Here is a 25713-nt window from a genome sequence, read left to right on the forward strand (position 1 = left end):
CCCTGGGGCCGCGCGGCGCGCGCCCACCCCCCCCCCTGGCCGACCCCGGCGCGGGCCCCCGCCCCCCCGTGCGCGCGGGCCCCCCCCCGCCCGCCGGCCGCACGGTCCTCCGCGCGGCGCGCGGACGCGCCGCGGCGCACGGTGCGGTGCGGGTTGTCGACCGCGAGGAGCAGGACGAGCGCGACCACGGTCACGACGAACGCGAGGGGTGGGATCTCGCCCATGATGACGAGCCCCGGGATCCACAGGGCGAGGAGCGGCAGCGCTACCCCGGCGCTCAGGCGGAGCCCGCCCGCCATGAGGTCGGCGACGAGGAAGACGACGACCGCGCCGCCGACCGCCATGAGCGCGATCGGCAGGCTCGGGTCGATCGGGGCGACCTCTGCGAGCGTGAGGTCCCGCGCCGTGGAGAGCCGGGACAGGACCCGGTCGACGTTGGAGAGGCCGATGAGGAGCGAGAAGCGGTCGGTCGGGCCCCCGTAGAGCCCGAGCAGGGCCCAGAGGCCGACGACGAGACCCGCGAGCGAGGGGAGCAGGGCTGCCGGCGGGGCGAGGACCTCGCCCCGTGCCGCGTGGCCCCGCTCGAGGGCGTAGCGCGAGATCCCGGTCACGAGCGCCAGGACCGCGACGGTGCGCACCGCGGTGCCGGTCCAGCCACCCGGCCCGATGACGCTCCCGAGCGCGTACGTCGACGCGACGACCGCGACGGCGACGAGCCCGCTCGTCGCGAGCACGCGGAAGCCGACGGGGGTCGAGGTGTCCGGTCGGGACGTGGTCATCGCGAGCCCTCCACGAGCAGGGTCCAGGCGTGCTCCAGGGACGCCGACGGGTCGACGAGCACCGCGTGCCACCCGGTGGACCGCAGGGCGGCCACGGTCTCGAGCGCGTCGGCGTGCTCGGGCGCCCAAGGTCGTGCGCTCACCACGAGTGCGCGGTGCAGGCCGTCCCCGGCCATGGCCGCGACCGTGTGCCGTGCGACGGAGCCGAGCGGGCCGAGCACCGCGACGGTGATCTCGCCCGGGCGCCGGTCCCGCCGCAGCGCCTCGGAGGTCGCGACGACGGAGCGGTCGGCGTCCGCGACCACGTGGTGCCCGTGGAGGTCGACGGTGGCGTCCAGGAGGTCGGCCGGCCCCTCGCCCGAGCGGTTGACGCGGAAGCCCGTGCCCGACACGACCGGCGCGAGCGACGTCGGGACGAGCCGGACGGGGTGCCCGGCCTGGAGGAGGGACACGCCGATCGACGCCGCGCACTCGACCGCCCACTCGCCGTCGGCGAGGGCGCGGGGGCTCGACGCGGCCAGCTCCGGGTGGGGCAGGAGCCCGCGGTCCAGGAGGACGCTGACGGGCGGGAGGCCCGCGCTCTCGTCCGCGCGGACCATGAGCTGGCCGCGCCGGGCCGCGCTGGCCCAGTGCACGCGGCGCGGGTCGTCGCCGGCGACGTAGTCGCGCAGCACCGAGTCGTCGCTCGACGCGAGCCGAGCACCCGACGCGGAGCGCTCGTGCTCGCCGAACGCCCGCGACCCGCGGACGGGCAGCTCGACCGTGCGCGGCCACACCGCGACGGCGGTGGGGTCGCCGAGCTCCTGGGTCGCGCTGACCAGGCCGAAGAGGTCGACCCGCGTCGTGAGGAGCGGGCCGAGCGGCCATCGGCCGCGGCGGAGCGGGCGCAGGCGGTAGCGGACCGCGATGTGGTCGCCCACCGTCGCGACCTGTGCCCGCAGGGAGCCCTGGTCGCACAACTCGTGCGCCGCCTGCTCGCTGATCCGCAGGCGGGCGAGCGTCGTGGCCGTGGACGACGTGGCCCGCGTGGCCGCGACCGTGAGTCGTGCCGTCGTGTACTGCCCGCGCACGGCGGGGTTCGGCTGGACGCGGCGCGTCACGTGCAGGGCGCCGCGACCGCGGTCGATCCGGCGGACTGCCATCCAGCACCAGGCGGCGCCGACGGCGAGCGCCCCGGCGACGCCGAGCCCGACGAGGTCGGGCAGCCCGAGCGTGACGCCCAGGACGGCGAGCGCGACGCCGGCGGCGAGCACCACCGTGCCGCGACGGGTCAGTCGCGCGCTGGCGACGCTCCTGCCTCTGCCTCGGAGCCGCGCGAGGAACGACGGGGCACGCACGTCAGCGTCGCTCGGTCGCGTCCAGGGCGGGGATCGGCGTCTGCGCCACGATCGACGCGACGACGGCCTCGGCGTCCTGGCCCGCGAGCCGGGCCTCGGTCGTGATGACGAGCCGGTGCGCGAGCACGGGGACGGCGAGGTACTGCACGTCGTCGGGGAGCACGTGGTCGCGCCCCGCCATCGCCGCGAGGGACTTCGCCGCGCGCAGGAGCTGGAGGGTCGTCCGGGGCGACGCCCCGAGCCGCAGGCCGGGGTGCTCGCGCGTCGCGGTGACGAGGGCGAGCACGTACCGCTTGACGGCGGTCGACGCGTAGACGGCGCGTGCGACCTCGGCGAACCGCAGCACGGCCGCGCCGGTGGTCACGGGGCGGAGGTGGGCCAGCGGGTTGTCCGACTCCTGCCGGTCGAGCATCCGGAGCTCGGCGTCGACGTCGGGGTAGCCGACCGTCAGTCGCGCCATGAAGCGGTCCCGCTGCGCCTCCGGCAAGGGGTAGGTGCCTTCCATCTCGACGGGGTTCTGCGTCGCGACGACGAGGAAGGGGCTCGGCAGCGGGTGGGTCGTCCCGTCGACCGTGGTCTGGCCCTCCTCCATGCACTCGAGGAGCGCCGACTGCGTCTTGGGCGAGGCGCGGTTGATCTCGTCGCCGATGACGATGTTGGAGAAGACCGGTCCCGGTCGGAACTCGAACTCGTGGTTCGCCGCGCGGTAGATGTTGACGCCGGTGAGGTCGCTCGGCAGCAGGTCCGGCGTGAACTGGATGCGGCCGACCTTGCAGTCGATCGTGCGGGCCAGCGCCTTCGCGAGCGTCGTCTTGCCGACGCCGGGGACGTCCTCGATGAGGAGGTGGCCCTGGGCGAGGAGGACGGCGACGGTGACGGTCACGAGGTCGGGACGACCCGTGACGACGGACTCGATGCCGGAGCGGATCCGGCCCGTGGTCTCGACCAGCTCGTCGAGGCCGGCGAGGGCGTCACCCCCGGGCTCGTCGGAGGGCGCGACAGGGGCGATGTCGGGGAGCACGGAGACCTCCGTCGTCGGTGGCGCAGTGCCGCGGACCAGGGAGACCGCGGGTGGGAAGAGCCTAGTGGACCGCCGGCCCTGCGCCGAGCGCCGGTGCGAGGGCGGGACGCCGCGCAGGCCGCGCGACCGCAGCGTGCGCCCCACCCCCGGACCGACGTCGCGACGCGCCATGGGGAGAGCTCCCCTCCACCCCGCTCCACCCGGCGTGACCTGCGGAGATCCTGCGAAGGCGGGTGAAAGCCCGTGGATTCACCGAGAGCGGTGGAGGGAAGTGGAGTACCGTGGAGGAGAAGGGAGCAGGAAGGGAGGTGCCAGGTGCATGTCCGGCTTCGTGGACGACGTGCTCGGCGGTTCCTCCGGCCTGCTCCTGGGCACCTTCACGCCACGTCTGGACGACAAGGGGAGGCTCATCCTCCCCGCGAAGTTCCGGTCGCGGCTCGCACCGGGTCTCGTCATGACGCGGGGGCAGGAGCGCTGTCTGTTCCTGCTGCCGATGGACGAGTTCCGGCGCATGTACGACCAGATCCGGCAGGCGCCGGTGACGAGCAAGCAGGCCCGGGACTACCTGCGCGTCTTCCTCTCGGGGGCGAGCGACGAGATCCCGGACAAGCAGGGACGCATCTCGATCCCCGCGCCCTTGCGGGCGTACGCGGGGCTCGATCGCGACGTCGCCGTGATCGGCGCCGGCACGAGGGTCGAGATCTGGGACGCGCAGGCCTGGGAGACGTACCTCGCGGAGCAGGAGTCGGCGTACTCCGACACCGCGGAGGAGGTGTTCCCTGACCTGCGCTTCTAGAGCACGACCCACGGTTCCCGCACGGTGAGGCCTCCTCCCGCCCGGTCTGACGCACTTCCCCGGCGCCAGAAAGGACGCGGAGGGAGACCTGACCGTACGGGTACCGGCGAGGCGCACGACCGGACGGCACGGCCACGACCAGCACGGAGAGGAGACGGACATGACGAGCGCCCCCGACGACGCCGCCGAGCGGCACGTCCCGGTCCTCCTCCAGCGCTGCGTCGACCTCCTCGCCCCGGCGCTCGCGGAGCCCGGCGCCGTCCTCGTCGACTGCACGCTCGGCATGGGCGGGCACACGGAGGCCGTCCTGGAGCAGGTCCCGACGGCGCGCGTCGTCGGCATCGACCGCGACCCCGAGGCCATCGCCCGCGCGTCGCGCCGTCTCGAGCGGTTCGGCGACCGGTTCCGCGCGGTGCACGCCGTGTACGACGACATCGGCGAGGTCGTGGCCGACGTCGTCGGCGGGCCGGTCCAGGGCGTGCTCATGGACCTCGGGGTGTCTTCGCTCCAGATCGACGAGGCCGACCGCGGGTTCTCCTACGCGCACGACGCGCCGCTCGACATGCGCATGGACCCGACGACCGGCCGGACGGCCGCCGACGTCCTCAACACCTACGACGAGCGCGCGCTCACCCGGATCCTGCGCGACTACGGCGAGGAGCGGTTCGCGCAGCGCGTCGCCCGCGCGATCGTCCGGCGCCGCGACCAGCGCCCGTGGGAGCGCAGCGCGGAGCTCGTGGAGGTCGTGCGCGGCGCGATCCCGGCCGCGACGCGCACGACGGGCGGGAACCCGGCCAAGCGGACCTTCCAGGCCCTGCGGATCGAGGTGAATGGCGAGCTCGAGGTGCTCGAGCGCGCGGTCCCCGCCGCCGTGGACGTCCTGACCGTGGGCGGGCGCCTCGTCGTCGAGTCGTACCACTCGCTCGAGGACCGGATCGTCAAGCGCGTGCTGGCCGCGGGGGCGACGATCAGCGCACCGCCCGGGCTGCCCGTCGTGCCGGAGGAGGACCAGCCGTACCTGCGGCTCCTCACCCGGGGCGCGGAGGAGGCGTCGGCCGTCGAGCGGGAGACCAACCCGCGCTCGGCGTCCGTCCGGCTCCGCGCCGCCGAGCGCACCCGGCCCACGCCGCCGCACCGCCGCCCGCACCGACCGACCGACCGACCGCACGACCCGGGGGAGAGGACACGATGAGCGCACAGAGGTCGACCGCCGCCCGCCCGCTCCCGCGCACCGCGCGCCCGGCACCCCGCCCGTCGCTCACGGCGCTGCCGGGCGGCGCGTCCGAGCGCGCCCTCCGCTCGCGGCTCGAGCTCGTCCGGGCGCCGCTCCAGGCGCGGTCCAAGATCCCGTTCCTCGTCGTCTGCATGTCGATCCTCGGTGCGGCGCTCCTGTGTGCTCTCCTGGTGAACACGACGATGGCGCGCAACTCCTACGAGATGTCGGAGCTGCGCCGGGAGGTGAGCCGCGTGGCCCAGGACACGCAGACCCTGGAGGCGCAGGTCGCCGCCCAGAAGACCTCGCTGCCGGACACCGCGGCCTCCCTCGGCATGGTGCCCGCGGAGGACCCGGCGATGCTCCGGCTGTCCGACGGCACGGTCCTCGGCGGGGCGCAGGAGGAGGCCGGGCAGTGACGGGTGAGACCGGAGCCGGACGCGACCGCCGGTCGCGACCCGCGGCGAGCACGCAGCGGTCCCGCCCCGCCCCCACGGCCTCCCGGCCCTCGCCGGGAGGCCGTGGTGCTTCCGGCGACGGGCGCAGGACGGCGGGCACGAGCACGCGCGTCGCGGCGACCGCCCGCCCGTCGAGGAGCACCGCCTCCCGGTCGCCGCGGGGTGGCGCCCGCCCGCCGGCCCGCCCCGCGCGGGCGACCCGCGAGCCGGGCCGCCCCGAGCGGCGCCAGCGCTGGCTCATCGTGGTCGCCGGCGTGATCGCGGCGGTCTTCGTGGGCCAGCTCGTCAACGTCCAGGTGCTGCGCGGGCCGGCGCTCGCGGCCGACGCGCGCGCCGACCGCACGCGCAGCTCGACCCTCCTGGCCCACCGTGGCGACATCACCGACGCCGACGGTGTGGTGCTCGCGACGTCCGTGGACCGGTACACGGTCGCGGCGGACCCGAAGACGATCGCCGAGTTCGAGCCCCGCAGCGCCGACCTGGTCGACGGGGAGCCGCTCGAGGAGGGCGGCGCCGTCGGGGTGGCCAAGCTGCTCGCCCCGATCCTCGGGAAGTCCTCCCCGGAGCTCGCCGCGCAGCTCAACGGGACGTCGCGCTACGTCGTCCTGGCCAAGGACGTCACGCCCGAGGTGCAGCGCCAGATCGCGGACCTCCAGCTCTCCGCCTACGTGCGCACCACCATGACGAGCGAGCGGACGTACCCGGCGGGCACGGTCGCGGGCAACCTCGTGGGGTTCGTCAACGAGGAGCAGGCGGGGGGCGGCGGTGTCGAGGCGTCCTACGACGACGTCCTGGCCGGCGTCTCCGGGTCGCGCGAGTGCGAGGCCGGGCTGGGCGGGCAGGTCATCCCGACCGGCCGGTGCGACGTCGTGGACGCGGTGCCCGGGCGGAACGTGCAGCTCACGGTCGCGCGCGACGTGCAGTGGAAGGCGCAGGACTCGGTGGACCGCGCGGTGAGCGAGACGGGGGCGGAGTACGCGATCGCGGTCGTGCAGGACGTCCGCACGGGCGAGGTCCTCGCGCTCGCGGACTCGGGGACGGTGAACCCGAACGACCGCACGACCGACGCGGTCGCCCGGCCGAGCCGGGCCGTGTCGAACGTCTTCGACCCGGGGTCGACGGGCAAGGTCGTCACGATGGCGGCCGCGATCGAGAGCGGCTACGCGGACGCCGGCACGCAGTTCGAGGTGCCCGACCGCTACACGACGCCCAACGGACAGACGTTCAAGGACTCGCACGACCACCCGGTGCAGCGCCTCACCCTCGCCGGGGTCCTTGCCGAGTCCTCGAACACCGGGACGGTCCAGGTCGGGGAGAAGATCCCCAAGCAGGTGCGCTACGACTACCTGCACAAGTTCGGCTTCGGGCAGAAGTCCGGGCTCGGCCTGCCCGGCGAGTCCGCCGGGATCCTGCACCCCGCCGACGCGTGGGACGGGCGCACCGAGTACGCCGTGCTGTTCGGCCAGAGCGTGTCGGTGAACGCCATCCAGGCGACGAGCGTCTTCTCGACGATCGCCAACGGAGGCGTCCGGGCGACGCCGAGCATCGTCGCGGGCACGACGGACGAGCGCGGGGAGCTCGTGCCCGCGGATCGTCCCGATCCGGTCCGTGTCGTCTCGCAGGAGACCGCGGACACGGTCCTGCACATGATGGAGTCGGTGGTCGAGGAGGGCACGGGGTCGAGCGCTGCGGTACCCGGCTACCGCGTGGCGGGCAAGACCGGGACCGCGGAGGCCGCGGGTGACGACGGCCGGTTGTCGGGGATCATGGCGTCGTTCATCGGCGTGGCCCCCGCGGACGACCCTCGGTACACGGTGTCGGTGTTCCTCAAGAACCCCCACTCGTCGATCTACGGCGGTGTCGTCGCGGCGCCCGTGTTCAGCGAGATCATGGGTTTCACGCTCGAGCATCAGGGCGTGCAGCCGAGCACGGAGCCGTACGTGCCGCTCCCGACGACGTGGTGAACCTCACCCCGTCGGCCGACCTCGCGCCACGAGGCCGTCGCGTCGTCCGTGACGACGTCGGTGAAGGTCCGGTGAAGCGTGCACCGCTGCGGTGGCCGGGGCACGACGGCTTGCGAGGGTGGCGGCCCCGGCACGGTAGGTTCTACACGTGACATCCCCGATCGACCGTCTTCGTCCTGCCGCGACCACCCGTCGGTCGGTCGAGGACCTGGCAGCACGGTTCGGTCTCGACGTCCGCGCAGGTGGCGGGCCCGGCGGCTCGTCCGCACCGGACGGCGTCGAGGTGTGGTCGGTCGCGTCCGACGACCGGACGGCGGACGCGGGCGACCTCTTCGTCGCCCTCCCCGGCGCCCGCGCGCACGGGGCGCGCTTCGCGCCCGCCGCCGTCGCGCGCGGGGCGCACGCCGTCCTCACGGACGAGCAGGGCGCCGCGCTCGTGGCCGAGGCGGGCCTCGGGGTCCCCGTGCTCGTCGCCACGGACCCGCGCGCGCTGCTCGGCCCGGTCGCTGCCTGGGTCTACGGCAGCCCCGCGCAGGACCTCACGACGTTCGGCGTGACGGGCACGAACGGCAAGACCACCACCACCTACCTGGTCGACCACGCGCTGCGCGCGCTCGGCTGGAAGGGCGGGCTCATCGGCACGGTCGAGATGCGGTCGGGCGACCGCGTCCTGCCGAGCCGGCTCACGACGCCCGAGGCCGCCGACCTCCAGGCGCTGCTCGCGGCGATGCGGGAGGACGCCGTGCGCACCCTCGCGATGGAGGTCTCGTCGCACGCGCTCGCGCTGCACCGGGTCGACGGGCTCGTGTTCGACGTCGTGGGCTTCACCAACCTCAGCCAGGACCACCTCGACTTCCACGGCGACATCCAGGAGTACTTCGAGGCGAAGGCGCTCCTCTTCACGCCCGAGCACGCCCGCCGCGGTGTCGTCGTCGTCGACGACGCGTGGGGCGAGCGCATGGTCGCGGCCGCGCGCATCCCCGTCGCGACGCTGCGCGTCGGCGCGCCGAGCCCGGAGGCCCAGCAGCCCGTCGCGGACTGGACCGTGCACGACGTCGAGCCCTCGGCAGCGGGCGGCTCCACGTTCACGCTGCGGCACCGCGACGGCCGGAGCGTGCGCACGACGACGGCCCTGCCGGGCGCGTTCAACGTCGCCAACGCTGCCCTGGCCCTCGCGCTCGTGCTCGAGGCGGGGAACGACCCGCGCGACGTGGAGGCGGCGCTCGAGGCGGCGGGCGGGCTCGTCCCGGCGGTGCCGGGGCGGATGGAGCTCGTCTCTCGCCCGCCGCACCGTCCGCGCGTCGTCGTGGACTTCGCCCACAACCCGGACGCGCTGGCGCTCGCCCTCGACGCGCTGCGCCCCACGACGGCAGGCCGCCTGGTCGTCGTGTTCGGTGCCACGGGCGACCGCGACCGCGGCAAGCGGCCCACGATGGGCGGCGTCGCGGTCGAGGGCGCCGACGTCGTGGTCGTGACGGACGACGACCCGCACGGCGAGGACCCGACCGCGATCCGCGCGGAGGTGCTGCCGGGCGCGCACGCCGCGCGCGAGGCGGCGGCGGCCGCGCCCGAGCCGCGCGACGTCGTCGTGCTCGAGGTGGCGCCACGCGCCCGGGCGATCCGTGAGGCGATCGCCGCCGCCGGCCCCGACGACACGGTGCTCGTCGCGGGCCGCGGCCACGAGGTGTGGCAGGAGATCGCCGGCGTCGACCACCCCCTGGACGACCGTGTCGAGGCGCGCGCCGCGCTCGAGGAGCGGGACACGGCCCGCGCACCCCACGGCACCCCCGACGACCTGAAGGAGCACCACGCATGATCGAGCTCACTGCGGCGCAGGTGGCCGCAGCGACCGGTGGACGGCTGTCCGCCGACCCGGAGGTGCGGGTCGGGGGGCCCGTCGTCGTCGACTCGCGCCGGGTCGCGCCGGGATCGCTCTTCGTCGCGCTGCCCGGCGAGCACGTCGACGGGCACGACTTCGCGGCCGGTGCCGTCGCCGCCGGCGCGACCCTGGTCCTCGCCGCCCGCGAGCTCGACGTGCCGTGCGTCGTCGTCGACGACGTCCAGACCGCGCTCGGCGAGCTCGCCCGGCACGTGCTCGCGACGCTGCGCGAGCGCGGCGACCTGCGCGTGGTCGCCGTGACCGGCTCGGTCGGCAAGACGACGACCAAGGACCTGCTGGGTCAGCTGCTGCGGCCCGAGGGCGAGACGGTCGTGCCGCGCGGTTCGTTCAACAACGAGATCGGGCTCCCGCTCACGGTGCTCGAGGCGGACGAGTGCACGCGGTTCCTGGTGCTCGAGATGGGCGCGAGCGGCGTCGGTCACCTGACCTACCTCACGCGCATCGCGCCCCCCGACGTCTCGATCGTGCTCGTCGTGGGCAGCGCCCACCTGGGCGAGTTCGGCGGGATCGAGGCCGTGGCGCGCGCCAAGTCCGAGCTCGTCACGGGTCTCGCGCCGGGCGGGGTCGCGGTGCTCAACGCCGACGACCTCCGGGTCGCCGCGATGGTCGACCTCGCGCCGGGCGAGGTCGTGACGTTCGGGACGATCCCCGCCGCCGACGTGCGTGCCGAGGGCCTCGGGATCGACCGCACCGGCCGCGCGTCCTTCACGCTGCGCGTGCGTCCCGGAGCTGCCGGGGACGCGCAGCCGGCCGAGGAGACGCACGCGCGCGTGACCCTCGGTCTCGTGGGCGAGCACCACGTGACCAACGCCCTCGCGGCGGCGACGGCCGCGCTGCGCCTCGGCGTCGCGCTGTCCGACGTCGCGGCCCGGCTCTCGGACGCCCACGCGCTGAGCCCGCACCGGATGCAGGTCACCGAGCGGCCCGACGGCATCACCGTGATCGACGACTCGTACAACGCGAACCCGGACTCGATGCGCGCCGCGCTCAAGGCGCTCGCCGTCATGGCGGGCCGCGACCGCCGCTCCGTCGCCGTGCTCGGCGAGATGCTCGAGCTGGGCGAGGACTCGCGCGTCGCGCACGACGACATCGGCCGTCTCGTGGTGCGATTGAACGTCAAGCTGCTCGTCGTGGTCGGCGAGGGCGCCGGCGGGATCCACGACGGCGCGACCCAGGAGGGGTCGTGGGGCGACGAGACGCGCTTCGTGCCCGACGTCGAGGCGGCTTCGGAGCTGCTGCGCGACGAGCTGCGGGAAGGGGACGTCGTGCTCGTGAAGGCCTCGAACGGGTCCGGGCTGTGGCGGCTCGGCGACGAGCTGGCCGCGGCCGGTGGCGACGCGTCCGGAGGTGACCGCGCATGATCGCGATCATCGTCGCGGCGGGCGTCTCCCTGCTCGTCGCCCTCTTCGGGACGCCGCTGTTCATCCGGTTCCTCGTCCACCGCAACTACGGGCAGTTCGTCCGCCAGGACGGCCCGACGGCGCACTTCACCAAGCGCGGGACGCCCACCATGGGCGGCGTCGTGATCATCGGGGCGACGCTGCTCGGCTGGGCGATGTCGTACGTCGTGTCGGGGCGGTTCCCGAGCGTGTCCGCGCTGCTCGTGCTGTTCCTCATGACCGGGCTCGGGATCGTCGGGTTCCTCGACGACTTCACCAAGATCCGCAAGCAGCGCAGCCTCGGGCTCACGGCGCGGGCCAAGATCATCGGCCAGGGGGCCGTCGGCATCGCCTTCGCGGTGCTCGCGCTGCAGTTCCCCAACGAGCACGGCCGGACCCCCGCGTCCACGCGCATCTCCTTCCTGCGCGACACCAACCTCGACCTCGCGTTCGCGGGCGCGACCGTCGGGCTGATCCTGTTCGTGATCTGGGCCAACTTCCTCATCACGGCGTGGTCGAACGCGGTGAACCTCACCGACGGGCTGGACGGCCTCGCGACGGGCGTCTCGCTCATCGTGTTCGGCTCGTACGTCCTCGTGGGCATCTGGCAGCTCAACCAGTCGTGCCAGCGTCTCGCCTCGGCCGGCCCGAGCTGCTACGAGACGCGGGACCCGCAGGACCTCGCGATCGTCGCCGCCGCGATCGTGGGCGCGTGCTTCGGCTTCCTGTGGTGGAACGCGAGCCCGGCGAAGATCTTCATGGGCGACACCGGCTCGCTCGCCCTCGGCGGCGCGCTCGCCGGCCTGTCGATCCTCACGCGCACCGAGTTCCTCGCGCTCATCATCGGCGGCCTGTTCGTCATCATCGTGCTCTCCGACGTCATCCAGATCGGCTTCTTCAAGATGACCGGTCGACGCGTGTTCAAGATGGCGCCGCTGCACCACCACTTCGAGCTGTCGGGCTGGGGCGAGGTCACGATCGTGATCCGCTTCTGGCTCATCGCCGGGCTGTTCGCCGCGCTCGGCATCGGCATCTTCTACGCCGAGTGGGTGGTCGGCTAGTGGCACGCGACCGTCACGACCTCGCGGTCCCGCTCGACGCGGCGCGCGTGGTCGTCGCCGGCCTGGGTGTCTCGGGCCGGGCCGCCGCGGCCGCTCTCGCGCCCCGGGCCGCCGCCGTCGTCACGCTGGACGACCGCGCCGAGGACGCGGACCTGCGCGACGCGGACGACGTCGACCTCGCGGCGACCGACCTCGTCGTCGTCTCGCCCGGCTGGCCGCCGTCCCACCCGCTGCTCGTCGCGGCCGGGGAGCGGGGGGTGCCGGTGTGGAGCGAGGTCGAGCTCGCGTGGCGGCTGCGCGTCGACGGCCCGTCCGGGCGTCCGGCGCCCTGGCTCGCCGTGACCGGGACGAACGGCAAGACCACGACCGTCGAGATGCTCGAGACGATCCTGCGGACCGCGGGGCTGCGTGTCGCGGCGGTGGGCAACGTCGGCACGCCGGTCGTGGAGGCCGTGCTCGACCCGACGCTCGACGTGCTCGCCGTGGAGCTCTCGAGCTTCCAGCTCCACTTCACGCACACGACGTCGCCCGAGGCCGGCGCGGTGCTCAACGTCGCCCCCGACCACCTCGACTGGCACGGCGGCCTCGACGCGTACGCCGCGGACAAGGGCCGCGTGTTCGAGGATGCGCAGGTCGCGTGCGTCTACAACGCCGCGGACCCGCGCACGGAGGCGCTCGTGCGGGAGGCCGACGTGGTCGAGGGCGCGCGCGCCGTCGGCTTCACGCTCGGCGCCCCGGCCCGCGGCCAGCTCGGCGTCATCGAGGACGTGCTCGTGGACCGCGCGTTCCACGCGCCCGCGGACGCGCCCGACCGGCACACCCACGCCGCCGAGCTCGCGACGCTGGGCGACCTCGCCCACCTGGCCGGGGCCGACGGCGTCGTGCCCGCGCACGTGGTGGCCAACGCCCTCGCCGCGGCCGCCCTGGCCCGTGCGCACGGCGTGCCCGCCGTGGCGGTGCGCGACGGGCTGCGGGCCTTCCGGACGGGCTCGCACCGCATCGAGCAGGTCGCGTCGGTCGACGGCGTGGCCTACGTCGACGACTCCAAGGCGACGAACGCGCACGCGGCCTCCGCGTCGCTCGCGTCGTTCGCGCCCGGGACGGTCGTGTGGGTCGCGGGCGGTCTCGCCAAGGGCGCCTCGTTCGACGAGCTCGTCGCCGCGCGCGCGGACCGGCTGCGGGCCGTGGTGCTCATCGGCGTCGACGCGGAGCCGTTCGTGGGCGCGCTCGCCCGACACGCGCCCGATATCCCGGTGGTCCGGGTCGATCCTGGCGACACTGGGACCGTGATGCCCCGCGCCGTCGACTCCGCCCGCCGCCTCGCGCAGGCCGGCGACACGGTGCTGCTCGCCCCGGCCGGTGCGTCGATGGACCAGTTCCGCTCGTACGCCGCGCGCGGCGACGCGTTCGCCGACGCGGCGCGTGCGCTGCGCCCCGACCACGGGTAGGCCGGTCCGGCCATGACACAGACCGCGAACGGACGAGGGGCGCCGTCGGCGCGCACGACCCCTCGCACGGGCGCGGGCCGCACCGCGACGCGAGGCCGGACGAAGGCCGCGACGGGCCGCGAGGCGCGCCCGCGCACGACCACGGCTCCGACCGAGCGGCCCTGGCTCGGCCAGTGGAACAGCACCGTGACGAGCTACTACCTCCTCGTCGGCGCGACCGCGCTGCTGACGATCATCGGGCTCGTCATGGTGTTCTCGAGCTCGGCCGTCACCCAGATCGCGGCGGGCAAGTCGCCGTTCGGCGCGTTCGTCGAGCAGGCGCGGTTCGCGCTCATGGGCCTCCCCGTGCTGCTGATCGCCACGCGTGTTCCCGTCCGGTGGTACAAGCGACTGGCCTGGCCAGGCCTGGTCGTCGCCATCGGCCTGCTCGCCGCCGTCGTGGTGTTCGGGGACGCGACCGGAGGCAACCAGAACTGGCTGCCGATCGGAGGGTTCCGGTTCCAGCCCTCCGAGCTCGCGAAGCTCGCGCTCGCGCTGTGGCTCGGGGTGGTCCTCGGCCGCAAGCAGCGGCTGCTCGGCGAGTGGCGGCACGTCCTCGTGCCCGCCGTGCCGGGGACGCTCGCGGTCGTCGGCCTCGTCCTCGCCGGCCACGACCTCGGCACGGCGCTCGTCATCATGATGCTCGCGGCCGGTGCGTTCGTCGTGTCCGGGGCGAGCGCGCGACTGCTCGGGCTGGGCGCGGCGATCGCGGCCTTCGCCGTGGGCTACGGGCTGATCTACCTCCAGGAGGGCGGCGACCGTCTCGGCCGGATCGCGTCGGCGTACGGGGAGTGCACGGACCCGCTCGGCGAGTGCTACCAGTCTCTGCACGGGCAGTGGGCGCTCGGCACCGGGGGGCTGACGGGCGTGGGGCTCGGCGCGAGCCGGGAGAAGTGGCTGTACCTGCCCGAGGCGCACAACGACTTCATCTTCGCCGTGATCGGCGAGGAGCTCGGGCTCTTCGGGACGCTGCTCGTCCTCGGCCTGTTCGTGGTCCTCGGACTGGCGATGAGCAGGATCGTGCGGCGCCACCCGGACCCGTTCGTCAAGATCGTCACGGCGGCCATCGGCTGCTGGATCGTCGGGCAGGCCTTCATCAACATCGGCGTCGTGATCGGGCTTCTGCCCGTGATCGGCGTCCCGCTGCCGCTCGTCTCCGCAGGAGGCACGGCGCTCGTGACGACCATGGCCGCCCTCGGCGTCGTGATCTCGTTCGCGCGCACCGAGCCCGGGGCGGCCGAGGCGCTGGCGGCGCGGGGGAGCGTCGTGCGACGCTCGCTCGCGGTCGTCGGCCGGGCGGCCCGACCCCGGCGCCGGGCGCGATGACCCCCGCTCGAGGACCGGGCGACGCCCGGTCCCCGCGGCCCACAGATACAGACCACAGTCAGGACGCGGCACCCGCCGCAGGGAAGGACGACGAGGTACGTGACGACGATCGGTTCGGTGGTGCTCGCAGGCGGCGGGACGGCGGGGCACGTGAACCCGCTCCTGGCGGTGGCGGACGAGCTGCGGGCGCGTGAGCCCGGCGTGGTGGTGACCGCGCTCGGGGTCGCGGGCGGGCTGGAGGACGACCTCGTGCCCGCGCGCGGCTACCCGCTGCGGCACGTGCCGCGCGTCCCGCTCCCGCGGCGGCCGAGCGCCGAGTGGGTCAACCTCCCGGGGCGGCTCAAGTCGGCGGTCGACGCGGCGGGCGCCGTGATCGACGAGACGGGCGCACGCGTCGTCGTCGGCTTCGGCGGCTACGTCTCGACCCCTGCCTACCTCGCCGCGCGCCGTCGTGACGTCCCGGTGGTGATCCACGAGCAGAACGCGCGGCCCGGGCTCGCCAACCGGCTCGGCGCCCGGTGGGCCGCGCGCGTCGGCGTGACCTTCGAGGGCACGCCGCTCAAGGGTGGCGTGGTGACCGGCCTGCCGCTGCGCCGCGAGATCCAGGACCTCGTGGCCGCCCGGGCCGCCGACGCGGTAGCGGTCCGCGCCGACGCCGCGGCGCGGCTCGGGCTCGACCCGGGTCGGCGCACGCTCGTCGTCACGGGCGGGTCGCTCGGGGCGCAGAGCCTCAACGAGGCGGTCTCCGGGGCGGCCGACGCGCTCCTCGGCGCGGGCGCGCAGGTGCTCCACCTGACGGGCAAGGGGAAGGACGCCGCCGTCCGCGACGCGGCCGCGGCAGCTGTCGAGGTCCGACCCGGTGCGCGGTACGACGTGCGCGAGTACCTCGCCGAGATGCAGCTCGCGCTCGCCGTCGCGGACCTGGTCGTGTGCCGTGCAGGCGCCGGGACCGTGGGCGAGCTCGCCGCGCTGGGGATCCCCGCCGTGTACGTCCCCCTGCCGATCGGCAACGGCGAGCAGCGGCTCAACGCGGGCCCGGTGGTCGGCGCGGGCGGCGGCCTGCTCGTCGACGACGCGCAGCTCGACGCGTCCTGGGTCGCGCGCGAGGTCCCGGCGCTGCTCGGCGACCCGGGTCGCCTCGACGCGATGGCGCGTGCGGCGGCAGGCGCGGGGGTGCGCGACGGCGCGGCACGCGTCGCCGACCTCGTCGCCGAGGCGGTAGCCGCCGTCGGCCAGACCGGGGCGCGCTCGTGACGACCCACGGCGCCGCCGCCGCCCCGGTCCCGCTCGAGGACCTCGGCACCGTCCACCTCGTCGGGGTCGGTGGCGCCGGCATGTCGGTGGTCGCGCGGCTCCTCGCCGCCCACGGCGTCCGGGTGCAGGGCTCGGACGCGCGCGAGAGCGAGACGCTCGCCGCGCTCCGGGCCGACGGCGTGCAGGTCTGGGCGGGGCACGACGCCGCCCATGTCACGAGCGCCGACACGGTGGTGGTCTCGAGCGCGGTCCGCGAGTCGAACCCGGAGCTCTCCGCCGCGCGTGCCGCGGGTCTGCGTGTGCTGCACCGCTCGCAGGCGCTCGCGTCGCTCATGGTGCGCGGCCGCTCGGTCGCGGTCGCGGGCGCGCACGGCAAGACGACGACGTCCGCGATGATCGCGACGGTCCTGCGCGGTGCGGGCCTCGACCCGTCGTTCGCGATCGGCGGCACGGTGCTCACCGCGGACGGCCCCGTCGCCGGGGGGCACCTCGGGTCGGACGTCCTCGTGGCCGAGGCGGACGAGTCTGACGGCTCGTTCCTCAACTACGCGCCCGACGTCGCCGTCGTGACGAACGTCGAGCCGGACCACCTCGACCACTACGGCTCGCGCGCGGCGTTCGAGCAGGCGTTCGTCGACTTCGCGGCGCGGATCGTCCCGGGCGGGACGCTCGTCGCCTGCGCCGACGACCCGGGGGCCCGGGCGCTCGCGGCCGCCCACGCCGAGGGCGGGGGCGCGGTCGTCACGTACGGCGCGTCCGCCGACGCGGACGTGCGCGTGTCGGACGTGCGCCCGACGACCGACGACGGGCGTGCGGGCGTGCGGGCGTCGCTGACGGGGGCCGTCGGCACCGCGGCGCTCGACGGGCTGGAGCTCCGGCTGCGCGTGCCCGGCCACCACAACGCGCTCAACGCCACGGCCGCGGTCGCGACGGCGGTCGTGCTCGGCGTGGAGGCGTCGGCGGCGGTCGCTGCGGCGCACGGCTTCCTCGGCACGGGGCGCCGGTTCGAGGCGCGCGGGGAGGCCGGCGGGGTGCGCGTCGTCGACGACTACGCGCACCATCCGACGGAGGTCGCGGCGCTGCTGGCCGCCGCGCGACCCGTCGCCGCGGGCGGCCGGGTGCTCGTGCTCTTCCAGCCGCACCTGTACTCGCGCACCGCGACGTTCGCGCGCGAGTTCGCCGAGGCGCTGGGCGCCGCGGACGAGGTCGTGGTCACGGGGGTCTACGCGGCGCGGGAGGACCCCGACCCGGCAGTGGGCGCGCACACGATCACGGATCTGATGGACGCCCCCGCCGTCGTCGTGGCGGCCGTGGAGGACCGGGTCGAGGCCGCGCACCGCGTCGCGGACGCCGCGCGGCCGGGCGACCTCGTGCTCACGGTCGGCGCCGGCGACGTGACGGAGCTGGGCACGGTCGTCCTCGCACGGATCGCCGAGCGGGCCGTGGGCGCCGGGGCTTCCGGAGGGGGCGAGGCCTGATGCGCCCGCCGCCCCGGCCCCGACCCGCCGCACCCCGACCGGACCGGTCGGTCGCGGGGGAGCGCGCCGCGCGGCCGGCGGCCCCGGGGGCGTCGCGGTCCGGGGCGTCGACGCCGGCTCCTCGGGCACCGGCCGAGGAGACGCCCACGCGACCGGTCCGGCGCGTGGCCGCGTCCGGGCGCGAGCTCGTGCCGTCGACCGCCGAGCGTCCCGGGGCGGGCCGGGCGACGCGCCCGCGGAGCGGTGGGGGACAGGGGAACGGCGGGGGGCGGGGGAACGGCGGCGCCAGGACGCCGACCGCGCCGCGCGGGACTCCGACGGCTCCCGTCGGCGTCGTGTCGCACGGGATGACCGAGCGCCTGGCCGAGCGCGACGCGATGCGTCGGCACCGGGTGCGCACCCGCATCCTGGGGTGGACGACGGGCGTCCTCGTCGTGGCCGCGCTCGTGTGGGTCGCGTTCTTCTCCTCGGTGCTCGGGCTCGACCCGGAGGACGTGACGATCTCGGGAGAGGGGACGGTGATCGACCCGGCCCAGGTCGAGTCCGTCGTCGCGGAGGCGGCCGGGGTACCGCTGCCGCGGCTGGACACGGTCGCGCTGCGCGAGCGGGTCCTGGCCCTCAACGGCGTCCGCGACGTCGAGATCCGCCGTACCTGGCCCACGGGGCTGAGCGTGCTGCTCGAGTCGCGCGAGCCCGTGGTCGCCGTCCCGGTGGACGGCGGGTTCGCGCTCCTCGACGCCGACGGCGTCCAGGTCCGGACCGACCCCGCGGTCCCCGAGGGTCTGCCGGAGATCGACGCCCCGCTCGACGAGCGCGGGGCGAAGGCGCTCGACGCGGCGCTCGTGCTCCTCAACGCCCTGCCGGCGGATCTCCACGCGCAGGTCGCCGAGGTCTCGGCCCCGACGCGCGACGCGGTCCGGATGACGCTCCGGGACGGCGTCGTGGTGGAGTGGGGGAGCTCGGAGGAAGCGGCGCTCAAGGTGCGCGTGCTCCAGACGCTGCGGGCGGTCCCGGAGAACGCCGGCGTGACGCTGTACGACGTCTCGGCACCCACGATGCCGGTGACGCGATGAGCAGCACGGAAGCGCCGTGGACGGCGATACCCGACACGCGCGAGGCGGTCGTTGATGATGGGCACGTCGACACCTACGGTCGACCCATGAACGACCTGACATAACTATAACCCTCTAGTTGAGGGTGAAGGTTCAGGGCTGACCGATCGAGAGGCATTGACGTGGCAACTCCGCAGAACTACCTAGCAGTGATCAAGGTGGTCGGCATCGGCGGTGGGGGCGTGAACGCCGTCAACCGGATGATCGAGGTCGGCCTCAAGGGCGTCGAGTTCATCGCCATCAACACGGACGCGCAGGCGCTCCTCATGTCGGACGCCGACGTCAAGCTCGACGTCGGCCGCGAGCTGACGCGCGGGCTGGGCGCCGGCGCGGATCCCGAGGTCGGCAAGAAGGCCGCCGAGGACCACGCCGAGGAGATCGAGGACGTGCTGCGCGGCGCGGACATGGTCTTCGTCACCGCGGGCGAGGGCGGTGGCACCGGCACGGGCGGCGCGCCGGTCGTCGCGCGGATCGCGCGCTCGCTCGGCGCGCTCACCGTCGGTGTCGTGACCCGGCCGTTCACTTTCGAGGGTCGTCGCCGCTCCGTCCAGGCGGACCAGGGCATCGAGAACCTCCGCAACGAGGTCGACACCCTCATCGTCATCCCCAACGACCGACTCCTGTCGATGTCCGACCGCAACGTCAGCGCGCTCCAGGCGTTCCACCAGGCCGACCAGGTGCTGCTCTCCGGTGTCCAGGGCATCACCGACCTCATCACGACGCCCGGCCTCATCAACCTCGACTTCGCCGACGTGAAGTCGGTGATGCAGGGGGCCGGCAGCGCCCTCATGGGCATCGGCAACGCGCGCGGCGACGACCGCGCGGTCCAGGCCGCCGAGATGGCGATCTCGTCGCCGCTGCTGGAGGCCAGCATCGACGGCGCCCACGGCGTGCTCCTGTCGATCCAGGGTGGCTCCGACCTCGGGCTCTTCGAGATCAACGAGGCGGCGCGGCTGGTCCACGAGGCCGCCCACACCGAGGCGAACATCATCTTCGGTGCCGTGATCGACGACGCGCTGGGCGACGAGGTGCGCGTCACCGTCATCGCTGCGGGCTTCGACGGCGGAGCGCCGCAGGTCCGCGGCGACGCCCGCGCGCTCGGCCAGGTGGCCGGGGCGCAGCGCCCGGCGACGAGCGCGATCCCGGTCGTCCCGGCCGCGCGCCCGGTGCCGCCGGCACCGGCACCGACGACGGGCGCGCACACGCTGCCTCGCCCGGTGGTGCCGATCCAGCCGGAGGCCGACGACGTGCCCGTCACGCTCGACGGCGGCTCGGGCCCGGTCCCGGTCCAGCCGACGCCCGCCCCGACGTTCACGGTGGTCGGCTCGGGCGACGCGGCGAACCAGAACGCCGACGCGGTGCCGGGCGGCCAGAACGCGGGTGTCGAGGTGCCGCCGCGGATCTTCGACGAGGAGCCCGCGCGCCGCAAGGTCGAGGAGCTCGACGTCCCCGACTTCCTCAAGTGACCCGGTGCTGACCCGGGGCCGGACCCGATGAGCACCCGACCCGCGCCCGACGGAAGGAGTGGCGTCCTCGACGCCGCCCCTCCCGTCGTGCTCGAGGTGGACCTCGGTCCCGGCGTGCGTGCCGGGTTCACGACCCGCACGGGTGGTGTCTCACCGGCACCGTGGGACTCGCTCAACCTCGGCCTCAACGTGACCGACGACACGACGCGCGTCCGGAGCAACCGTGCGCGTGCCACCGCGTGGCTCGGGGCTCCGGTCGCCTTCTCCTCCCAGGTGCACGGCACGGACGTCGTGCGGCTCGGTTCCCCGGCCCGGGACCCGGACGGTGCGCCCGTCGACTCGGTGGGCGAGGCCGACGCGATCGTCGCGACCGCCCCGGGCGTGGGACTCGGCGTGCTCGTGGCCGACTGCGTGCCGGTGCTCCTCGCGGACGCCGACGCGGGCGTCGTCGGGGTCGCCCACGCCGGGCGGCGCGGGCTCGCGCACGGTGTCGTCCCGGCGGTCCTCGAGGCGATGCGCGCGGCGGGTGCCCGGACCGGGAACGTCCGGGCCGCCGTGGGACCGAGCGCGTGCGGCCGGTGCTACGAGGTCCCCGCGACCATGCGCGACGACGTCGCGCTCGCGCGGCCGGCCACACGGTCCACGACGTCGTGGGGCACCCCCGCGCTCGACCTGCCGGCGGGCGTGGTCGCCGACCTCGTCGCCGCGGGGGTCGAGGACGTCGTGCACGTCGACGCGTGCACGATCGAGGACGACCGGTTCTTCTCGCACCGCCGCGCCGCACGCGGTGGGACGACGACCGGTCGCTTCGCCGGGCTGGTGGCGTTCTCCGCCGCGTGACCGTCACGGTCTCGACCTCCGGGTGAGGTTGAGGACCCCGGGCGTGTCGTCCCCGGATCGTCCGACGCCCTCGGTTAGCGTGAACGCACCGGTCCGACGGCCGGTGGACCGACGGATCGATCGAGGACGGAGCAAGGCCCATGGCGGGAGCGCTGCGCAAGACCATGCTGTATCTGGGCCTCGCTGATGATCGCGGCGAGGACGAGCAGGACGAGTACGTCGACGAGCTCGACGAGACGGGGGCGGACGTGTCGCACGACTACCAGGCCCAGGTGACGCCGCTGCACCGCGCGCTCGGACCGCGCGAGGTGCCGCAGACGAGCATGTCGGCCGCCGAGCTGCGCAGGATCACGACGGTGCACCCGCGCTCCTACAACGACGCGCGCGTGATCGGCGAGGCGTTCCGTGGTGGGACGCCCGTGATCATGAACCTGTCGGACATGGACGACGCGGACGCGAAGCGCCTGGTCGACTTCTCCGCGGGTCTGATCTTCGGGCTCCACGGCGCGATCGAGCGCGTCACCAACAAGGTGTTCCTGCTCTCGCCCGAGCACGTGGAGATCACCGGCGAGGAGCAGGCCGCCGCGCCGGCTCCCGGGCGCGCCGGGTTCTACAACCAGAGCTGACGACGTGCGGGGCGCACCGCGCCCGCCGAGCACGCGCCCCGCACGGCTGAGGAGGGACGGACGTGGCGACACGTCCGTCCCTCCTGCGCTGTCCGCGCACGGGAGGAGCGTGTCCCGTGCCCGGTCGCGGGACGTACGTCTGGCACAGTTGACCCGTGATCTGGGACCTCATCACAGGGATCGTCGGATTCCTGCTCTGGCTCTACCTGCTGCTGCTCATCGGTCGGCTCGTGTTCGACTGGGTGCAGTTCTTCGCGCGCGACTGGCGGCCACGGGGTGCCGTCCTCGTGATCGCCGAGGTGATCTACTCGGCGACCGACCCACCCCTGCGTGCGCTGCGCCGTCTCATCCCGCCGCTCTCGCTGGGGCAGGTGCGCCTCGACCTGGCGTTCATCATCCTCTTCTTCGCGGTGACGATCGCCGCGCAGATCGTGTCGTCGCTCTGAGACGCACGTCACGCGCCCTGGGCGCGTGCCCCGCCGGACGGGGTGCGCTACGTCCGGTTCGCCCCGACCGCGACCGGCCCGACGCCGGACCGTCACGTCATCCACACGGGCGCGCGGCGCGCGAACGCACGGCCGCTCCCGGCCCCCACGGGCAAACTCCGCTACTTTGGACTCTGGTGATCGCGAGGTCGCCCGGACCGACACGCAAACGCTATGAGGTGAACCGATGGCACTGCTCACTGCAGAGGACATCCTGAACAAGAAGTTCTCGGCGACGAAGTTCCGCGAGGGCTACGACGTCGAAGAGGTCGACGACTTCTTGGACGAGGTGGTGAGGACCCTCAACTCCGTGCAGGAGGAGAACGAGGACCTCAAGTCGAAGCTCGCTGCCGCGGAGCGTCGTATCGCCGAGCTCAGCCGGGCCGACGCGTCCAGCGCTGCGGTGCAGCCCGCCGTCGTCGAGACGCCCAAGGCGCCCGAGCCCGAGCCGGCCCCGGTCGCGCCGATCTCCCAGGCCGTCGTCGCGAAGAACGGCGCCGAGCCCGAGTCGGCCACCGGCATGCTCCAGCTCGCCCAGAAGCTGCACGACGACTACGTGCGCTCGGGCCAGGAGGAGGGCGACCGGCTCATCGCGGAGGCGAAGGAGGAGGGCACGCGCATCGTGCGCGAGGCCGAGGAGACCTCGCACCGCACGCTGTCGCAGCTCGAGCAGGAGCGCTCGCTCCTCGAGCGCAAGATCGACGAGCTGCGAATCTTCGAGCGCGACTACCGCACGCGCCTCAAGAGCTACCTGCAGAACCTGCTGGGTGACCTGGACAACCGGGGCAGCGCCCTCCCGCCGCGGAGCAACGTCGGCGGGGCGAGCCGCACGAGCGACCTCGCACCCGGCATCTAGCACCTGCGTCGACCGTCCGGCAGCGGCCGGTACGCCTCGCACCTGCGTCTTCCCGCCTCGGCGGACCGGCGTGGTGTGTTGTGCGTACCGGCCGCTGCGTCTACTCTCGCGTGACTCGAACTTGGAGGGGCGACATGACCAAGCTCACCACCGCGGCCCGAACGGCCGTGCGCGACCGATTTCCCAACCTGTCGAAGGACGTCAAGTCCTTCCCCGTCCGCGACGGGGAGGAGCCCTGGACCCTGCGGGAGGTCGAGGAGCTCGCCGCCGAGCTGCTGTCCGAGAAGGAGCGGCTGGAGGGTGAGCTCGCGTCCGCCGACGAGGAGCTCTCCAACCTCCTGCGGCACTCCGGCGACGGTGCGGGTGACGACCAGGCCGACTCCGGCTCGAGCGCCCTGGAGCGGGAGCAGGAGCTGACCTTGGTCAACAACGTGCGGGACCTCCTCGCGCAGACGTCGCACGCCCTGGACCGCATCGCGGCGGGCACGTACGCGACCTGCGAGGAGACGGGGCTTCCGATCGGCAAGGCGCGTCTCCAGGCTTTCCCGCGGGCCAACCTCTCCGTCGAGGCGAAGCAGCGCGCCGAGCGCCGCTGAGGTCCGTCCTCCCGTCGGTCGGACAGGGGGCGCGCCGAGGCCGGGGCCGACGTGGCAGACTTGCCGCCGATGTCCACCTCCGCGCGCCCCGAGCCCACCGAACCCGCTGACGCCGTCGCCGGCACCGCGTCCGGCACCGACACCAGCACTGCACGCCGCGGTCCGCGGCGCGTGCTGGTGGTCTGGACCGTCGTCCTCGCCGCCCTCGTCCTGGTGCTGGACCAGCTCACCAAGTGGTGGGCCGAGTCCAGCCTGACGCTCGGCGACGACACGATCCCGCTCCTGGGCTCCCTCCTGGGACTCCGGCTGATCTACAACCCCGGTGCGGCGCTCTCCATCGCGACGGGGATGACCTGGCTCCTGACGATCGTCGTCGTCGCCGTGGTGGTCGTCATCGTGCGCATGGTGAGCCGGATCGGCTCGCGCGCCTGGGCAGTCGCGCTCGGGCTGCTGCTCGGCGGGGCCCTGGGGAACCTCGTGGACCGGTTCTTCCGCGAGCCCGGCTTCGCGCGCGGCCACGTGGTCGACTTCATCGCCTACGCGAACTGGTTCGTCGGCAACGTCGCGGACATCGCGATCGTCGCCGCCGCGGTGATGATCGCCGTGCTCTCCGTGCTCGGCATCGGGCTCGACGGGACGCGCCACGGGGGCGACGAGGCGCCCGCGGCGGACACACGGTCGACGGCCGAGCCCGGCCCGACGACGGTGCGCTCCGAGGGCGAGGAGGAGCGGTGAGCCTGCGCTCCCTCCCGGTCCCGGACGGCCTCGCGGGCGAGCGGGTCGACGCCGGACTGTCGCGCCTCCTCGGCCTCTCGAGGACGCGCGCGGCGGAGCTCGCGGCGGACGGCGCCGTCCGGCTCGACGGCCGGGAGGTCGGCAAGTCCGACCGCCTCGTCCCGGGGGCGTGGCTCGAGGTCGACGTGCCCGACGCCGCGCCGGCGGCGGTCGAGGTCGTCGCCGAGCCCGTGCCCGGCATGGGCATCGTCTACGACGACGACGACGTCGTGGTCGTCGACAAGCCCGTCGGAGTAGCGGCGCACCCGTCGCCCGGCTGGACCGGCCCCACCGTCGTCGGCGCGCTCGCCGCGGCGGGCTACCGGATCTCCACGTCCGGCGCCGCCGAGCGCCAGGGCATCGTGCACCGCCTCGACGTCGGCACGTCGGGCCTCATGGTCGTCGCGAAGAGCGAGGTCGCGTACACGGCTCTCAAGCGTGCCTTCAAGGAGCGCACGGTCGAGAAGGTCTATCACGCGCTCGTCCAGGGGCACCCGGAGCCGACGACGGGGACCATCGACGCGCCCATCGGGCGCCACCCGAGCGCCGACTGGAAGTTCGCGGTCACCGCGGAGGGCAAGCCCTCGGTCACGCACTACGAGGTCCAGGAGATGCTGCCCGCCGCGTCGCTCGTCGAGGTGCACCTCGAGACGGGGCGCACGCACCAGATCCGCGTCCACTTCTCGGCGCTGCGCCACCCGTGCGTCGGCGACCTCACCTACGGCGCCGACCCCGTGCTCGCCTCCCGCGTGGCCCTGACGCGGCAGTGGCTCCACGCCGTACGCCTCGGGTTCGAGCACCCGTCGACCGGGCAGTGGCTCGAGCTGACGAGCGAATACCCGGAGGATCTCGCGCACGCCCTCGAGGTCCTGCGCGGGGCGTACGCGTGAGCGACGACGTGCCCGGTGCGGGCACGCGCCGGCTCGTCGTCGAGCGCGTGGTCGACGACGGCGGGCTGGCCGCCGCGCACGCGCTGCGGCTCGCCGTGTTCGTCGACGAGCAGGGCGTGCCCGCCGAGGAGGAGATCGACGACCTCGACACCGCGGCGACGACGACGCACGTCCTCGTGCGCGACCGCGACCAGGACGGCGTGGTCGTCGGCACCGGTCGGCTCCTCACGGACCCGGCGCACCCGGGCGAGGTCCACATCGGCCGGGTGGCGGTGTCGGCGTCCGCGCGCGGCACGGGTGCGGGTGCCGCGGTGATGCGCGCCCTGGAGGAGATCGCGCTCGCCGAGCACGCGGCGTCGGGCACGGACGGGCGCCGCGCCGTGCGCGTCCTGCTGTCCGCTCAGGTCCAGGCGATCGGGTTCTACGAGCGCCTCGGATACGTGGTGTCCGGCCCCGTCTACCTCGACGCGGGCATCGACCACCGCGACGCCGCGAAGACCCTCACGACCGACGCCTGACCCGTCGTCCGGCGGGTGTCCCGGGCCGTCCGCGTGACGTACCGCACGACCCGCCGCGACCTCGGCGGAGTGTTGGTGGTGCACGCCTAAGATCGGT

At 74.7% G+C, this 25713-nt stretch carries 24 protein-coding genes; 21 read left to right on the plus strand and 3 right to left on the minus strand.

Annotation, left to right across the window (positions count from 1 at the left end; genetic code table 11):
• From ACFWH7_RS10720 to ACFWH7_RS10730, 3 genes are all read right to left on the minus strand, one after another.
• A partial coding sequence (locus ACFWH7_RS10720; RefSeq protein ID WP_378216494.1) for a hypothetical protein occupies positions 1 to 779 on the minus strand: 779 nt, incomplete at its 3' end.
• Positions 776 to 2035, minus strand: coding sequence for a DUF58 domain-containing protein (locus tag ACFWH7_RS10725; RefSeq protein ID WP_378216495.1), 1260 nt, complete (start codon positions 2033 to 2035; stop codon positions 776 to 778). The genes ACFWH7_RS10725 and ACFWH7_RS10720, both read right to left, overlap by 4 nt.
• Before the next feature lie 82 nt (positions 2036 to 2117).
• Positions 2118 to 3125, minus strand: a complete 1008-nt coding sequence (locus tag ACFWH7_RS10730) for an AAA family ATPase (protein WP_378216532.1) — start codon at positions 3123 to 3125, stop codon at positions 2118 to 2120.
• Positions 3126 to 3498: 373 nt separating this feature from the next.
• Between ACFWH7_RS10730 and mraZ the strand changes: the two genes are divergently transcribed.
• From mraZ to ACFWH7_RS10835, 21 genes are all read left to right on the plus strand, one after another.
• Complete coding sequence (gene mraZ, locus ACFWH7_RS10735; RefSeq protein ID WP_141389714.1) at positions 3499 to 3933, plus strand: division/cell wall cluster transcriptional repressor MraZ; 435 nt, start codon at positions 3499 to 3501, stop codon at positions 3931 to 3933.
• A 160-nt stretch (positions 3934 to 4093) separates the two neighbouring features.
• Positions 4094 to 5125 (plus strand): 16S rRNA (cytosine(1402)-N(4))-methyltransferase RsmH, encoded by a 1032-nt coding sequence (gene rsmH / locus ACFWH7_RS10740; protein ID WP_378216496.1) that lies wholly within the window; start codon positions 4094 to 4096, stop codon positions 5123 to 5125.
• Positions 5122 to 5565 carry a cell division protein FtsL gene (gene ftsL / locus ACFWH7_RS10745; protein ID WP_378216497.1) on the plus strand — a complete coding sequence of 148 codons (444 nt, stop codon included), beginning with the start codon at positions 5122 to 5124 and terminating at the stop codon, positions 5563 to 5565. Before rsmH ends, ftsL begins: the two co-directional genes overlap by 4 nt.
• A 293-nt stretch (positions 5566 to 5858) precedes the next feature.
• Positions 5859 to 7568 carry a peptidoglycan D,D-transpeptidase FtsI family protein gene (locus ACFWH7_RS10750; RefSeq protein WP_378216498.1) on the plus strand — a complete coding sequence of 570 codons (1710 nt, stop codon included), beginning with the start codon at positions 5859 to 5861 and terminating at the stop codon, positions 7566 to 7568.
• 148 nt (positions 7569 to 7716) lie between these two features.
• Positions 7717 to 9384 carry a UDP-N-acetylmuramoyl-L-alanyl-D-glutamate--2,6-diaminopimelate ligase gene (locus ACFWH7_RS10755; RefSeq protein WP_378216499.1) on the plus strand — a complete coding sequence of 556 codons (1668 nt, stop codon included), beginning with the start codon at positions 7717 to 7719 and terminating at the stop codon, positions 9382 to 9384.
• Positions 9381 to 10829: a UDP-N-acetylmuramoyl-tripeptide--D-alanyl-D-alanine ligase gene (locus tag ACFWH7_RS10760; protein WP_378216500.1), complete on the plus strand. Its 1449-nt coding sequence runs from the start codon at positions 9381 to 9383 to the stop codon at positions 10827 to 10829. The genes ACFWH7_RS10755 and ACFWH7_RS10760 overlap by 4 nt, the downstream gene beginning before the upstream one ends.
• Positions 10826 to 11908, plus strand: a complete 1083-nt coding sequence (gene mraY, locus ACFWH7_RS10765) for a phospho-N-acetylmuramoyl-pentapeptide-transferase (protein ID WP_378216501.1) — start codon at positions 10826 to 10828, stop codon at positions 11906 to 11908. The genes ACFWH7_RS10760 and mraY overlap by 4 nt, the downstream gene beginning before the upstream one ends.
• Positions 11908 to 13356, plus strand: coding sequence for a UDP-N-acetylmuramoyl-L-alanine--D-glutamate ligase (murD, locus tag ACFWH7_RS10770; RefSeq protein WP_378216503.1), 1449 nt, complete (start codon positions 11908 to 11910; stop codon positions 13354 to 13356). Before mraY ends, murD begins: the two co-directional genes overlap by 1 nt.
• 12 nt (positions 13357 to 13368) lie before the next feature.
• Positions 13369 to 14721 (plus strand): FtsW/RodA/SpoVE family cell cycle protein, encoded by a 1353-nt coding sequence (locus ACFWH7_RS10775; protein WP_378216504.1) that lies wholly within the window; start codon positions 13369 to 13371, stop codon positions 14719 to 14721.
• Positions 14722 to 14820: 99 nt separating this feature from the next.
• Positions 14821 to 15975 (plus strand): undecaprenyldiphospho-muramoylpentapeptide beta-N-acetylglucosaminyltransferase, encoded by a 1155-nt coding sequence (gene murG, locus ACFWH7_RS10780; protein WP_378216505.1) that lies wholly within the window; start codon positions 14821 to 14823, stop codon positions 15973 to 15975.
• Positions 15972 to 17453 (plus strand): UDP-N-acetylmuramate--L-alanine ligase, encoded by a 1482-nt coding sequence (gene murC, locus ACFWH7_RS10785; protein ID WP_378216506.1) that lies wholly within the window; start codon positions 15972 to 15974, stop codon positions 17451 to 17453. The genes murG and murC overlap by 4 nt, the downstream gene beginning before the upstream one ends.
• A gap of 347 nt (positions 17454 to 17800) precedes the next feature.
• A complete protein-coding gene (locus ACFWH7_RS10790; RefSeq protein WP_378216507.1) occupies positions 17801 to 18526 on the plus strand; it encodes a cell division protein FtsQ/DivIB in 726 nt (241 codons plus the stop codon).
• A gap of 161 nt (positions 18527 to 18687) precedes the next feature.
• Positions 18688 to 20031: a cell division protein FtsZ gene (gene ftsZ, locus ACFWH7_RS10795; protein ID WP_047234002.1), complete on the plus strand. Its 1344-nt coding sequence runs from the start codon at positions 18688 to 18690 to the stop codon at positions 20029 to 20031.
• Positions 20032 to 20058: 27 nt separating this feature from the next.
• A complete protein-coding gene (gene pgeF, locus ACFWH7_RS10800) occupies positions 20059 to 20871 on the plus strand; it encodes a peptidoglycan editing factor PgeF (RefSeq protein WP_378216509.1) in 813 nt (270 codons plus the stop codon).
• Between the two features lie 140 nt (positions 20872 to 21011).
• Complete coding sequence (locus ACFWH7_RS10805; protein ID WP_047234000.1) at positions 21012 to 21497, plus strand: cell division protein SepF; 486 nt, start codon at positions 21012 to 21014, stop codon at positions 21495 to 21497.
• A 155-nt stretch (positions 21498 to 21652) separates the two neighbouring features.
• Positions 21653 to 21943, plus strand: a complete 291-nt coding sequence (locus ACFWH7_RS10810; RefSeq protein WP_255318802.1) for a YggT family protein — start codon at positions 21653 to 21655, stop codon at positions 21941 to 21943.
• Positions 21944 to 22169: 226 nt separating this feature from the next.
• The gene (locus ACFWH7_RS10815; RefSeq protein ID WP_154798860.1) at positions 22170 to 22838 is read left to right on the plus strand and encodes a DivIVA domain-containing protein; all 669 of its coding nucleotides are present in this window, start codon (positions 22170 to 22172) and stop codon (positions 22836 to 22838) included.
• Positions 22839 to 22972: 134 nt separating this feature from the next.
• Positions 22973 to 23434: a TraR/DksA family transcriptional regulator gene (locus tag ACFWH7_RS10820; protein ID WP_378216511.1), complete on the plus strand. Its 462-nt coding sequence runs from the start codon at positions 22973 to 22975 to the stop codon at positions 23432 to 23434.
• 69 nt (positions 23435 to 23503) lie between these two features.
• Positions 23504 to 24169: a signal peptidase II gene (locus tag ACFWH7_RS10825; protein ID WP_378216512.1), complete on the plus strand. Its 666-nt coding sequence runs from the start codon at positions 23504 to 23506 to the stop codon at positions 24167 to 24169.
• Complete coding sequence (locus ACFWH7_RS10830) at positions 24166 to 25098, plus strand: RluA family pseudouridine synthase (protein WP_378216513.1); 933 nt, start codon at positions 24166 to 24168, stop codon at positions 25096 to 25098. Before ACFWH7_RS10825 ends, ACFWH7_RS10830 begins: the two co-directional genes overlap by 4 nt.
• A complete protein-coding gene (locus ACFWH7_RS10835; protein ID WP_378216514.1) occupies positions 25095 to 25616 on the plus strand; it encodes a GNAT family N-acetyltransferase in 522 nt (173 codons plus the stop codon). Before ACFWH7_RS10830 ends, ACFWH7_RS10835 begins: the two co-directional genes overlap by 4 nt.
• The last annotated feature ends 97 nt before the right edge of the window (positions 25617 to 25713 follow it).

The sequence above is a fragment of the Cellulosimicrobium cellulans genome, from assembly GCF_042723955.1.
GTDB classification, from domain to species: Bacteria; Actinomycetota; Actinomycetes; order Actinomycetales; family Cellulomonadaceae; genus Cellulosimicrobium; species Cellulosimicrobium cellulans_H.